At 47.0% G+C, this 13,452-nt stretch carries 12 protein-coding genes; 8 read left to right on the top strand and 4 right to left on the bottom strand.

Annotation, left to right across the window (positions count from 1 at the left end; translation table 11 throughout):
- Positions 1-489: 489 nt before the first annotated feature.
- The 5 genes from nrdA to Q0882_RS03105 all read left to right on the top strand — a co-directional run bounded on the left by nrdA (position 490) and on the right by Q0882_RS03105 (position 6,568).
- Positions 490-2,754 carry a class 1a ribonucleoside-diphosphate reductase subunit alpha gene (gene nrdA, locus Q0882_RS03125; RefSeq protein WP_299177908.1) on the top strand — a complete coding sequence of 755 codons (2,265 nt, stop codon included), beginning with the start codon at positions 490-492 and terminating at the stop codon, positions 2,752-2,754.
- Positions 2,755-2,855: 101 nt separating this feature from the next.
- Positions 2,856-3,986: a class Ia ribonucleoside-diphosphate reductase subunit beta gene (nrdB, locus tag Q0882_RS03120; protein WP_299177906.1), complete on the top strand. Its 1,131-nt coding sequence runs from the start codon at positions 2,856-2,858 to the stop codon at positions 3,984-3,986.
- 10 nt (positions 3,987-3,996) lie between these two features.
- Positions 3,997-4,263 (top strand): class I ribonucleotide reductase maintenance protein YfaE, encoded by a 267-nt coding sequence (gene yfaE / locus Q0882_RS03115; protein ID WP_299177904.1) that lies wholly within the window; start codon positions 3,997-3,999, stop codon positions 4,261-4,263.
- Between the two features lie 393 nt (positions 4,264-4,656).
- Positions 4,657-6,129, top strand: coding sequence for an AAA family ATPase (locus Q0882_RS03110; protein WP_299177900.1), 1,473 nt, complete (start codon positions 4,657-4,659; stop codon positions 6,127-6,129).
- Between the two features lie 61 nt (positions 6,130-6,190).
- A complete protein-coding gene (locus tag Q0882_RS03105; RefSeq protein WP_299177898.1) occupies positions 6,191-6,568 on the top strand; it encodes a DUF3461 family protein in 378 nt (125 codons plus the stop codon).
- Between the two features lie 240 nt (positions 6,569-6,808).
- Here the strand turns inward: Q0882_RS03105 and Q0882_RS03100 are convergent, their stop codons facing one another.
- Entirely contained in the window at positions 6,809-7,132 is a 324-nt protein-coding gene (locus tag Q0882_RS03100; RefSeq protein WP_299177895.1) for a hypothetical protein, read from the bottom strand.
- A gap of 200 nt (positions 7,133-7,332) precedes the next feature.
- Here Q0882_RS03100 and Q0882_RS03095 point away from each other — a divergent pair, with 200 nt between their 5' ends.
- Both Q0882_RS03095 and Q0882_RS03090 read left to right on the top strand, forming a co-directional pair.
- On the top strand, positions 7,333-8,625 hold the full coding sequence (locus Q0882_RS03095; RefSeq protein WP_299177892.1) for a DEAD/DEAH box helicase: 1,293 nt from the start codon (positions 7,333-7,335) through the stop codon (positions 8,623-8,625).
- A 156-nt stretch (positions 8,626-8,781) separates the two neighbouring features.
- Positions 8,782-9,780 (top strand): cysteine synthase A, encoded by a 999-nt coding sequence (locus Q0882_RS03090; RefSeq protein ID WP_299177889.1) that lies wholly within the window; start codon positions 8,782-8,784, stop codon positions 9,778-9,780.
- Here Q0882_RS03090 and Q0882_RS03085 read toward each other — a convergent pair.
- The gene (locus Q0882_RS03085; protein WP_299177887.1) at positions 9,728-10,075 is read right to left on the bottom strand and encodes a hypothetical protein; all 348 of its coding nucleotides are present in this window, start codon (positions 10,073-10,075) and stop codon (positions 9,728-9,730) included. The two genes, Q0882_RS03090 and Q0882_RS03085, sit on opposite strands and share 53 nt — an antisense overlap.
- Positions 10,076-10,197: 122 nt before the next feature.
- Entirely contained in the window at positions 10,198-10,737 is a 540-nt protein-coding gene (locus tag Q0882_RS03080; RefSeq protein WP_299177884.1) for a carboxymuconolactone decarboxylase family protein, read from the bottom strand.
- Positions 10,738-10,845: 108 nt separating this feature from the next.
- Here Q0882_RS03080 and Q0882_RS03075 point away from each other — a divergent pair, with 108 nt between their 5' ends.
- Entirely contained in the window at positions 10,846-11,424 is a 579-nt protein-coding gene (locus Q0882_RS03075) for a TetR/AcrR family transcriptional regulator (protein WP_299177881.1), read from the top strand.
- A 62-nt stretch (positions 11,425-11,486) separates the two neighbouring features.
- On the opposite strand, the gene Q0882_RS03070 is transcribed toward Q0882_RS03075, so the two are convergent.
- Entirely contained in the window at positions 11,487-13,142 is a 1,656-nt protein-coding gene (locus Q0882_RS03070) for an electron transfer flavoprotein-ubiquinone oxidoreductase (protein WP_299177878.1), read from the bottom strand.
- Positions 13,143-13,452: the final 310 nt, after the last annotated feature.

Here is a 13,452-nt window from a genome sequence, read left to right as displayed (position 1 = left end):
AAATTGGTTGCGAAGTGTACAGGAAATTATGCTTTATAGGTACAGAGAACATCTAAATTAGAAGATCATAAAGTTGGCAGCTCTTTGCTCAAACAGTGAACAAAAAATTGATTGAAGTCATAGGAACTTTGGCATGCTGTTTGACGTCGGTTTATTCTGAAAAAAAAATTAAAAAAATGTCATATTAGGATGTTACCTTATAGGTAGCCTACAGGCCCCGCATCATCAATGTTTGCGCAAAAGTAACTGCTTCGCCTACACCCAAGTATTCCCAAAATCAAGTATTGCATTAACCTTTAGGATCACTATATTTAGTGTCTTAATTACTTCTATACACAACATGTTGTGCTTGACGGAAAGTCAGAGTAGAAAAGCTGCAGAGCCTGATATATCAAAGCCTGGCGCGATTTTGGTCAGGATTTTGAACAATTTTTAGTGCAGTTGCAGCAAAATAATTACAAATCGATAGCGTTTTATTTGGAAGGTCGCATGCAGCAAGATCTGATGGTTACCAAAAGGGATGGTCGACAGGAAAAACTGGATCTGGAGAAGATCCATAAAGTAGTAATCTGGGCCGCAGATGGATTGAATGCGGTTTCGCCATCAGAAGTAGAGTTAAAGGCTCACCTTCAGTTTTTCGAAGGGATGAAAACCTTCGACATTCACGAAACACTGATTAAATCAGCAGCTGACCTGATCTCAGAAGATTCACCCGATTACCAATATCTGGCTGCGCGTCTGGCAATTTTCCACCTGCGTAAGCGTGCGTTTGGGCAGTTTGAACCGCCCAGACTGTTTGACCATGTATCCGAGCAGGTTGAGGCTGGCCGTTATGATAAGCATCTGATTGAGGACTACTCTGAAGCGGAGTGGGAAACGCTTCATGGTTATCTTGACCATAAGCGGGATATGAATTTTTCCTATGCCGCTGTGAAACAGCTGGAAGGTAAGTACCTCGTTCAGAACCGTGTTACGGGTGAAGTGTTCGAAAGCCCGCAGATCCTCTATATGCTGGTAGCTGCCTGCCTGTTTGCCGATTATCCAAAAGAAACGCGTCTGGATTACGTTAAACGTTTTTATGATGCGACATCACTCTTCAAACTGTCGCTGCCTACCCCGATTATGGCAGGTGTGCGTACCCCTACGCGTCAGTTTAGCTCCTGTGTTCTGATTGAAACGGGTGACAGCCTTGATTCTATTAATGCAACCTCTGCTTCAATCGTGAAATATGTCTCGCAGCGAGCCGGTATCGGTATCAATGCGGGTGGTATCCGTGCACTGGGAAGTCCTATCCGTAACGGCGAGGCCTATCATACTGGCTGTATCCCGTTCTATAAGCACTTCCAGACAGCGGTTAAGTCCTGTTCGCAGGGTGGCGTACGTGGTGGTGCGGCAACACTGTTTTACCCTATCTGGCATCTTGAAGTTGAATCCCTGCTGGTATTGAAGAATAACCGAGGGGTTGAGGAGAACCGTGTCCGCCATCTGGATTACGGTGTTCAGATCAATAAGTTGATGTATACCCGCCTGATTAAAGGGGGAGATATCACTCTGTTTAGTCCGCATGAAGTACCGGGCTTATACGATGCGTTCTTTGCTGATCAGGACGAGTTCGAACGTTTATACGTTCAATATGAAAATGATCCTTCGATCCGAAAGCAGACAATCAAAGCGGTAGAGCTGTTTGGTATTCTCGCTGCTGAGCGTGCACAAACGGGTCGAATCTATATTCAGAATGTTGATCACTGTAATACCCACAGCCCATTTGATCCGACGGTCGCTCCTGTTAAACAGTCGAACCTCTGTCTTGAGATTGCGCTGCCAACGAAGCCGCTACAGCATGTGAACGACCCTGAGGGTGAGATCGCTCTGTGTACGCTGTCTGCGTTCAACCTTGGCGCCCTTGAGGATCTGGATGAACTGGAAAATCTCTCCGATCTGATTGTGCGTGCGCTGGATAACCTGCTGGATTATCAGGATTACCCGATCCCGGCGGCTCATACGTCCACAATGAACCGTCGTCCTTTGGGGGTGGGTGTGACTAACTTCGCCTATTACCTGGCGAAGAATGGGATGAAATATTCGGATGGTTCCGCTAACGGTCTGGTACATAAAACTTTTGAGGCGATCCAGTACTACCTGCTTAAAGCGTCTAATGAGTTGGCTAAAGAGCGTGGTAAGTGTCCGAAATTTGACGAGACGGTTTACTCTAAAGGCTTGCTGCCAATCGATACTTACAAGCGTGAAGTCGACGAGTTCTGTGAAGAGCCGCTGCACTATTTCTGGGAGACGTTGCGCGAAGATATCCGTGAATTCGGTCTGCGTAACAGTACCCTGACCGCCCTGATGCCGTGTGAAACTTCTTCACAGATTACTAACTCAACCAATGGTATTGAGCCGCCGCGCGGTTATGTATCGGTTAAGGCAAGTAAAGACGGCATCATGAAACAGGTAGTACCTGGTTACACTGAATTGCGTGAGCAGTATGAACTGCTTTGGGATATTCCAAATAATACAGGTTACCTGCAGCTTGTCGGCATTATGCAGAAGTTTGTGGATCAGTCGATCTCTGCGAATACCAACTATGATCCATCACTGTTCCCGAACGATAAAGTTCCAATGAAGCAGCTGCTGCAGGATCTACTGACTGCCTACAAATACGGCGTCAAAACACTTTATTACCACAACACCCGTGACGGCGCTTCTGATCAGGCTGATGACGGTGGTTGTGAAGGCGGAGCGTGCAAACTTTAATTGTTTGCCACGCGCTTTTAGCCAGAGTAGATAACGGCCTGCTCCCATTGGAGCAGGCAACATAATTAGAACTATCCCAGGTTTCAGGAACGAATACCCCGATGGCGTACACCACGTTCAGTCACAGTACTCACGACGCAACTAAAGAACCCATGTTTTTCGGCCGCAGCGTAAACGTTGCCCGTTATGACAAACAGAAATATCCAATCTTTGAAAAATTGATTGAGAAACAGCTTTCATTCTTCTGGCGTCCGGAGGAGGTTGATCTATCAACTGACCGTAAAGACTTCATGAACATGCCAGAGCATGAGAAGCATATCTTCCTGAGTAATCTGAAATACCAGACACTGCTGGACTCAGTACAGGGGCGTTCGCCAAATATAGCATTCCTGCCGGTTGTATCCCTGCCCGAGCTGGAAACCTGGTTTGAGACCTGGGCATTCAGTGAAACAATTCACAGCCGTTCGTACACACATATTATTCGTAATATCATCACTGAACCATCAGAGGTGTTCGATCAGATCGTAACTAACCCTGAGATTATCCGCCGTGCTGACTCTGTCACGCGCTTGTATGATGAGTTTATTAATCTCTCGAGTGTATACAGTATCCATGGGGAAGGGCTGCATACGGTTGATGGTCATATCTATGATGCCAGTCTGCGTAATCTGAAGAAAAAACTGTATCTGACACTGGTCTCAATCAATGTATTGGAAGCGATCCGCTTCTATGTCAGTTTCGCCTGCTCCTTTGCTTTCGCTGAGCGGGCGATCATGGAAGGCAATGCTAAGATTATTAAACTGATTGCCCGAGATGAAGCTCTTCATCTGACAGGGACCCAGCATATGTTGAACATCATGGCATCCGGTGCGGATGATCCTGATTTCAAAGAGATTGCTAAAGAGTGTGAGCCTGAGGTCTATGAGATCTTTAAAGAGGCGGCTCAGCAGGAGAAAGACTGGGCGCAATACCTATTCCGTGAAGGTTCGATGATCGGTTTGAATGCCCAGATATTGTCTGATTATGTTGAGTACATTACTAATGTGCGGATGAAAGCGCTGAATCTGGATGAGATCTTTCCATCACGCCAGAATCCGTTACCTTGGATGAACGCATGGCTGGTCAGCGACAATGTACAGGTGGCTCCGCAGGAAGCGGAGATCAGCTCTTACCTGGTTGGTCAGATTGATAATGAGGTGGACGAGGGTGATTTCGACGGATTCGATCTCTAAGGACGTGACTATGGCTGGCCCATCCCGGATCAAAGTAAACCATCATCACACCTACTACTATCAGTATGAGCCTACGCTGCTGGACTCCCTTGAAGCCCAGGAGATTCCAGCACCCTATAACTGCCGCGGTGGATACTGCGGTTGCTGTAAAGTGCGCCTTCTGGAGGGTGAAGTTGAATATGTCCAGGATAGCTTGCTGGACCTTCAGGATGATGAAGTGCTCACTTGCTGTTGTATCCCCAAATCCCATATTGAGTTAGAGATCCCAGATGAATAGAGGAGCACTGCTCCTTTATTCAGATCACTTTTCTATCTGCAGACGGCCCAAACCACTGTAGCTACTAATCTCCCTTCACTCTTTTGCACAGCTTAAAAATGGGCTTGTCAATATTCATAAATACTTTTATTTGAAGTTTTCTATTAACTGTTGATTTATTTAACTTGTTGATAGTTAAGAATATTTTCTCATCGGTCTATTTTTTGTTCGATCTGCTGAATACAACGTATTATGTGGATTTCAGCAATCTACCCAAAAACTATTCACCAACTTATCCACAGGAAGCGGGGATAAATAGTTTCTCCATCGGGTTCGGTTTTATCTTTTAGAAATAGTGCCTGAAAGGGTTTTATATTAGATTATCACTGACCCGTTTTTATAAGGATATCTGTCATGGTTAAGCATCAGCTGGAACTATTGATCAAAGCTGAAACTCCTCTGATTGTGATCGAAAGCACTGAGGAAAATCAGATAGTAGAGATGCTGTCAGAGTTGAAGCCGATCTATGGGCGGCCGCTGTTTAAATGGACATTGACTGAAGGGATTCAACGCCTGGATCAGGCATATGCACCGCAAAAACTGTTTGCCCAACCGGCTGAAGCCCTATCGCATATTAAATCAGTGACGACGCCGGGTGTTTACATCATGGCGGATCTGCATCCGTTTATGGATGATCCGGTGCATATCCGGCTGTTGAAAGATATCGCTTTGAAGTATGAGCTTTTGGGGCATACATTGATTTTGTTAAGCCATGCATTAGTCGTCCCCCCAGAGTTGAATAAGTTGAGTGCGAAACTGGAGATCTCTCTGCCAAATCAACATGAGGTGGAGCGAATAGTCAGGGAGGAGGCACAAGCCTGGTTGAAATCATCCGGCGCAAGGGTTCAGGCAAGTTCCAATAATCTTCAGCAACTGGTTAAAAACCTATCGGGTCTGACCCGATCTGATGTCCGTCGCTTGGCACGGAACGCGATCTTTGATGATGGTGCGATTACCGAAAGCGACCTTCCGGCGGTGAATGAAGCGAAATACAACCTGCTGAGTGATCAGGGAAATCTGCATTTTGAATATGATACAGCGCAGTTTTCGGATATTGCAGGGTTTAGCCGACTTAAAGCCTGGCTGGAGGAGCGGCGAGCTTTTTTTAAAGGTGATGTCGCTAATACAGATCTACCTGTTCCGAAAGGGATGCTGTTATTGGGTGTACAAGGGTGTGGTAAGAGTCTTGCAGCTAAGACGGTTGCAGGTAGCTGGCATGCGCCACTACTTAGACTGGATTTTGGGGCGCTCTATAATAAATTCTATGGTGAGTCTGAGAAAAACCTTAGGGAGGCTTTGCAGACAGCTGAGGTGATGGCGCCTTGTGTTTTATGGCTGGATGAGATCGAAAAAGGGATCGCTGGCGGTGGTGATGAGGGAGGCCCATCAACACGGATGTTGGGAACTTTATTAACCTGGATGGCAGAGAAAAAAGCACCGGTTTTTCTGGTTGCGACAGCCAATGACATCCAGGCACTACCACCTGAACTGATCCGAAAAGGGCGATTTGATGAGATCTTCTTTGTTGACCTGCCCAATGATGAGGTCCGTTTTAGCATCTTCGATATCCATTTGAAGCGTCAGAAAGCTGATCTGACTCAGTTCGATTTTGCACGACTTGTTGAGGAGAGTGATGGATTTTCGGGAGCTGAGATAGAGCAGGCGGTGATCTCCGCTTATTACACATCTCATGCGCAGGGGAGGGAGCTGAATCAGGCGCTACTACAAGAGGAGTTACGTAAAACGCAGCCGCTCTCGGTCGTAATGGATGGACAGATCCAGCAGTTAAGGGATTGGGCGCAGGACCGAACTGTTTCCTGTGATTAAACCTGTGAGGGTCTACACTGAATCTGGATTGTTTTGTAATTTCAGATTCAGTGGAGGCGCTGTGAATACAGAATTTGTTGTACTGACCGAGATGGGCTTCGATGATCCGTCTGAAATAGAGAGGTTTTCAACTCGTAGGGAAGGGGATATGGATATCCTGAAAATATACCTGCGACGTCGTCAGGGAGACTGGTTCTCAAAAAGTAAGAAGTTTAAATTCAAACGGGTGGATAAATCTTTGGAGATGAATGCCGCTTATGGCTCTGCATCTGAACCATCGGCCTACTTTCTCAAAGCTGTGACCGAACTCGAACGACTGGTTAAAGTAGATCAGGATGCTCAATCCAAAAAGCAGGTTTTACTGGATGAAATCGATCACCTGGAGAAAGTGCTTAACGGTAAACTGGCTGATTTGCGCCACCAGATCGATCAGCTCTAATTTACTGTGGCGCTGTTTGAGGCTTTCCCAGAGCACTTAATGATTTTCAAATCTCGACCAGCAGGCCTGCATAGTATCAGCAGAGGAGACGAAGAGAACGCTAGATCAGCTCTTGAATGACTGGGTCTCCATAAGCGTTTGTCTCTCAGTTGGTCAGGTCAGACGCTCGTTCTCTCCTGGCAGGCGACTGTAAAGTGCGAAGGGTGTTGAGTTGTGATTAGCGTAGCAGAGGTGTTCGCGCTATTCGGAAGTAACGTGATTCTCTGTTTTTTGCATCGGGCCATAGTGGAGGGCACGGAGTTCTGAGAACCAGCGCTTGATCTCATAGAGGGTTGCATACATCCACTCTTCATCGATCTCATCAGGGTGCATATCCGGCTGTGAACTCGCAAGTGTTGGGTCGCAGCTGTATTCATGCACGCGCCCCCCGTTATAACAGTAGCTACCTGAGTAACCTTCAGTAGATAGGTTTGCATGCAGTGATGTGTCTGATTGAGTACTGCACCCAATCAAAATTGCCGTGGCTAGAATGCTACTAGAGACCTGCCAAATGAATTTGTGCATGAGGACTTCCCGTTACCCTACACAACGGTAGTTTAGTTAAAGAGAGGAGCTGTGCCAGTTTGTTAACACTGTGTAAAGTCTCTGATACAGCGCTTCTCTGATCTGAACTCAATGGAAGATGTGAGAGGAAAAAACTCTGAGTCAGTGCACGGATAGGTTAAAATGATCGTTTCCTTAATACTGATGGTTTGTGTTTCCTTATGCCTCCTGCGTCCTCGTTTTCAGATCTTGCTCTCTGCCCGGAACTGCAATTTACTTTGCAACAACTCGGTTACAGCCAACCGACACCGATTCAGTTAAAAGCGATTCCGCAGGTATTGGCGGGTGAAGATCTCCTCGCGGAAGCTCAAACGGGTACGGGGAAAACGGCTAGTTTCGCACTGCCTATTATTGAAAAACTAAGCAAAACTGCTCCAGATAAAAACTATCGGGATATACGTGCTCTGGTATTAGTACCTACGCGAGAACTGGCGATACAGGTAGCAGACAATACTCTGGAGTATGGAAAAGCCTTGGGCATGCGGGTGATCTCGATCTATGGCGGTGTCAGGGTCGATAATCAGATTCGTAAGATGAAACGCGGGGCTGACATTCTGGTGGCAACGCCGGGGAGGCTTCTGGACCTTCTACAGCAGAAAGCGCTGCACCTGAATAAACTTCAGTTCCTGGTTCTGGATGAAGCGGATCGGATGTTGGATCTGGGGTTCATTGACCCTATCCAGAGGATCATGGATTACGCAGCAGAGCCACGTCAGACACTCCTGTTTACAGCGACAGCCGATGATAGTGTCGAGGTACTGGCTGAGTTTTATCTGAATAATCCCAAGAAGATCAAGGTTTCGCCGCGTAACTCTACAGCTCATCAGGTCAGGCAGTTTGCTTATGGTGTTGATAATGCAGACAAATCTGATGTTCTGACCTATCTGATCAAGGAGGGTAAGTGGGGGCAAACACTGGTTTTTGCGCGTACTAAAAAGCGTGTCGATCTACTCACGGAGTACCTGCAGCATGAGGGGATTAATGCCGGAGCCCTGCATGGTGATAAGACCCAGCGGGAGCGTATCCGGATGCTGGATGAGTTTGTTGCAGGAGATCTGCATGTTCTTGTTGCGACCGATGTGGCGGCAAGAGGACTGGATATTGAAGCACTGCCCCAGGTTGTCAACTATGATCTGCCTAACGTGCCTGAAGCTTATGTGCACAGGATCGGACGAACCGGAAGGGCCGGTGAGACCGGAGAGGCGATCTCATTAGTAGCACCAGCCGAGCGCGAATTTCTCGTTCGTATTGAAAAACTGATTAAACAGAAAGTTAAGTTGCGACCTGTCCCTCGAATTGAAAATGGAAAGATGATTGAGTCTGATCCGATCGCTGACCAGCCGCTAAAAAAGCGGAAAAAAGTGCAATCTAAGCGAGGGAAACGTCCTCTGACTGAGAAGTATGAGCGGGATGATTCAAAAAAGTCAGTCAGACCCTCCCTTTTTAGCAAATAGTACTTATCGGTCTTGCTCTTTAGAGAGTACTCCGGTGCTCTCTTTCAATTTTTAAAAAGATCTATACTGAAAGTACTGATTAATTTTGCTATCTAACCCTTGCTGATAATAGGGTGGATCAAAGCAGCCTCACCAACATATTGGGAGGGGGTTGTTATGTCTCATCTTGCCTATGGGCTGATTAACCTGATTGGCCGAACACCTTTAATCCGTCTGCAGAAAGTGTCGGAGCTGACAGGCTGTGAGATTTATGCGAAAGCTGAATTTCTCAATCCGGGCGGGTCAGTGAAGGACCGTACGGCGTGGGGCATTGTGCGTGATGCTCTTAACCGTAAAACATTGAAGCCCGGAGGTCGTATCGTCGAGGGTACAGCAGGCAACACCGGTATCGGATTAACTCTGGTCGCCAATGCACTAGGGCTTAAAACAACCATTGTTATGCCTGAGACTCAGAGTGATGAGAAAAAAGAGAGTCTGCGCTTGCTGGGGGCTGAGCTAGAGCTGGTTCCGGCGGTATCTCTGGCTGATGAGAACCACTACACTAAAGTGTCGCAACGTTTGGCCGAGCACTATGCCGCCAAGGATGGTAATACCATCTGGGCAGATCAGTTTAATAATCAGGCAAATCGGACGATTCATGAAGAGACCACGGGTAAGGAGATCTGGTACCAAACGGAGGGTAAAGTGGATGCGTTCTGCTGTGCTGTTGGCACTGGTGGTACGCTGGCCGGAGTCTCCCAGGCGCTTCGGCGTTATAAGCCTGAGATCAAAATCTTCCTGACCGACCCCATGGGAGCCTCTCTGTTTCATTACTACACACATGGTCAATTGGAGAGTGAAGGTTCCTCTGTGATGGAGGGCATCGGTCAAAGTCGGGTGACGGGTAATCTTGAAGGTTTTATGCCGGATGGTGCCTTCCAGATCCCAGATGAGGAGGCGATGTATTATGTTTTCTCATTGCTTAAAGAGGAGGGGCTCGCTGTTGGAGGTTCCAGTGGAATCAATGTGGCTGGCGCTGTCAGAGTGGCAGAAGATTTAGGTGCAGGTCATACAATTGTAACGGTTCTGTGTGATATAGCGGCACGTTATCAAAGTAAGTTGTTCAATCCGGCTTTCTTACACAGCAAGAAACTACCTGTTCCTGATTGGTTGTAGTTTCAGGAGAAAAATCACGCTTGATAAATTCTTGCCTTTGCATGGCAAGCCAGTGACGGATCTCAATCAACTTGAGGTACATCCACTCCTCATCAATCTCCTTTTCACGCATATCAGCTTGTACTACCGCTAATTCCGGATCACAACTGTAGTTATTAATCCGTCCTCCGTTATAGCAAAAGCCCGATTCATAAGGCTGGCCATCACGTTGAGTGTGATCGAGGATACTCGTGGTGCAACCGGTTAAAAGGCTGGTCGTGATCAGAAGCGTGGTTGAGAGTTGAGAATGAAGCATGGTTCCTTCACAGTGCTTTCTTTTCCATAGGAAAATGGATCTTACACCGAAAAGCGACTAGAAGGTAATCAGCAGGTCGTTGATAACCTGCCAGAGGTTTCTGGCAGGTTCGTTAGTACCCTCTACAGAAAGGGTTTAAAGCGGTCGTCCAATGGGGTATCAGCCAGATGATTTACATAATTACTCATCACCTTTTGTGAAACACCAAGCACAATCTCCAGGAGTTGTTTGGGGCCATAGCCGGCTGCGTAAAACTGGCTGACCTCCTCTTCATTCACACGGCCGCGATTACGTATGATCGATAGTGTCATCTCGTGTAGAGCCTGTAGCTTAGTTGTAGGCATGGGTTCCCTATTGCGGAGTGCCTGGGTCAGCTTATCATCCACTCCCATCATTTTTGAGATCGCCGCATGGGCAGGTACGCAGTAATGGCACTCGTGTTCAACATTGATAGTCTGCCAGACAACGGTTAGCTCATCTTCATCGAAAGAGGTCTGCTGAAACTTCTGATGGAGCATCTGGTAGGTTTCAAAAAGCTCTGGTGATTCGGACATGACGCCATGCAGGCTCGGAATCATGCCGAAATTTTTAATCGAATTATCTAAAAGGGGGCGGCTGGCTTCTGGTGCGCTTTCGTAGGTATGAACGGTCAGTTTATTCATCGTCAGGCCTCAATGTATTTTGATCGACTGGTCAATAATTGCAGCGTATTTGTATTTGATCGATTGATCAAGTTAAAATTGATCATACGATCAAAAAAGGTTGCTCACATGGCCAATGTTGCAAAATATGATAAAGAGCGGGTAATTCGCCAGGCGATGCTTCTGTTTTGGAAGCAGGGGTTCCACGCGACATCCACCCGGGAGTTGCAAAAGGTTGTGAATCTTAGACCGGGTAGCTTTTATGCGGCATTTGGCAGTAAAGAAGCGCTTTTCCGAGAGGTCATAAATCAATACTACCGTGATTCCAGAGCGCTTTTACATGAGATCGTCGCCGAGCAGAACTCAGTTCTTCTCGGATTACGGGAGTTTGTTAAAAAGGTGGTGTTGGACCGGCGTGCTAGTGCCCCGAGTGATCTCTGTCTGTTGGTAAAAACAATCACGGAGCTTACGGATCAGCATGCTGAACTGCTGGCTGAAAGCCGTTTATTACTAAAGCAGATGGAGGCTGAGTTCTGCCTGCTGTTTGAACAAGCGATCAATCAGGGCGAACTATCTAATGAAGCGCCCCCCAAGCTGTTGGCACGAAGCTTAATGGCACAGATCATGGGATTAAGGAGCTACCTTAGAGGTTGTAATCAACCTGAAATGGTTGAGGATATGGTTGATGATCTGTTTGTGCGTTTTTAGATAGATAACCAATAAAAAACCCATGTGAGTACACATGGGTTTTTTTATGAATAACCGGCGGTTTACATATTTGGATAGTTAGGACCACCCATACCCTCAGGTGTTACCCAGGTAATATTTTGAGCCGGATCTTTGATATCACAGGTTTTACAGTGTAGGCAGTTCTGTGAATTTATCTGGAAGCGTTGGCCTCCATTCTCTTCATCGTCTACCACTTCATAAACACCCGCAGGGCAGTAGCGCTGAGCAGGCTCAGCAAACTTAGGTAGGTTTTGCTCCATCGGGATAGATGCATTCTTCAACTGAAGGTGGCAAGGCTGATCCTCTTCGTGGTTGGTATTCGAAAGGAATACAGAGGAGAGCTTATCGAAGCTTAGCTGACCGTCCGGTTTTGGATATTCAATGGGCTGGAAATTACTGGCCGGTTGCAGCTGAGCGAAATCTTCATGGTTGTCGTGCAGGGTAACCGGAATTTTACCGCCAAAAATGTTCTGGTCGATATAGTTGAACGCACCACCCAGAATTGCACCGAATTTATGCATAGCAGGGCCGAAGTTACGTGAGCGGAACAGTTCGTCGTATAACCAGGATTCCTTGAACAGTTCTGTATAACGCTCCAGATCCTTACCGCCCTCACAGCCCGCGGATACTGCTTCAAAGATCGCTTCTGCACCGATCATCCCAGACTTCATTGCCGTATGGGTGCCTTTGATCTTACTGAAGTTAAGCGTACCTGCGTTACAGCCAACCACCAGACCGCCAGGGAAGCTCATACGTGGCAGGGAGTTAAAGCCACCTTTTGTAATTGCTCGTGCACCATAGGATACACGGGTGCCGCCTTCCAGATGCTGTTTTAGCACGGGATGGTGCTTCAGTCGCTGGAACTCATCAAAAGGGCTGATATATGGATTTGCATAGTTCAGGTCAACAATCAGTCCGACCACAACCTGATTATCATCAGTGTGATAGAGGAAGAAACCTCCGCTGGTGCCATTGTCTAATGGCCAACCAGACCCGTGCACAACCAGTCCTGGCTTGTGTTGATCCGCTGGAATATCCCACAGCTCTTTTATACCGATGCCGTAATGTTGAGCATCCGCTTTAGTATTCAGGTTAAAGTTGTCGATCAGTTCTTTACCCAAGTGGCCGCGGCAACCTTCGGAGAATACTGTGTATTTTGCATGCAGTTCCATGCCAGGCATGTAACTGTCTTTCTGCTCACCATTTTCAGTTAAGCCCATATCGCCGGTTGCGATCCCTTTTACACTGCCATCCGCATTGTAAAGAACCTCAGCTGCAGCAAAGCCCGGAAAGATTTCAACGCCCAGCTCTTCAGCGCGTTCAGCAAGCCAGCGACATACATTACCAAGGCTGACAATGTAGTTGCCATTGTTGTGCATTGTTTTAGGAACAAAGGCGTTAGGTATTTTGCTGCCTTTCTCTGCATCCTTTAACAGGTAAACCTCATCTTCGGTCACTGCGGTTGTCAGGGGAGCACCCTGTTCTTTCCAGTCTGGGAACAGTTCATCCAGTGCACGGCTTTCAATGACCGCACCGGAGAGGATATGCGCTCCAACCTCTGAGCCCTTCTCAACGACGCATACGGTTAACTCTTGCTCTTTTTCCTGTGCCAGCTGCATTAGTCTGCACGCTGTGGATAAGCCCGCAGGGCCTGCACCGACGATTACTACATCAAATTCCATCGACTCTCGTGTCATAGGTCGATCTCCCCTCATGCTCGGTTGGAGAATCGGCGCGCTTTCGAAGCATTTCGCGATTCTTATAGTTATACGAGGCTATCAGTAAACAGCTGAGACAGCACTCCTTAGTTATAATTTCAATTATAAGGGATTTCCCTGATATGTGAATAGTTTTATTACCGCTGTAACGATTTGGTAGGTTTGAGCAGGATTTTGTTAGTAGGGGTGATTGCTTATTCAAGATAAATAAGTATGATTAGGGAAAATACTTACTTAAGCGTGCGGTATTTTAGTGCAAAATATCACCGGGTGTTTACGTAAACAAAAG

It is taken from the genome of uncultured Neptuniibacter sp., from assembly GCF_947498015.1.
Taxonomy (GTDB): domain Bacteria; phylum Pseudomonadota; class Gammaproteobacteria; order Pseudomonadales; family Balneatricaceae; genus Neptuniibacter.
The sequence above is the reverse complement of the archived record's forward strand: the minus strand, read 5'-3'. Positions and strand labels throughout refer to the sequence as shown.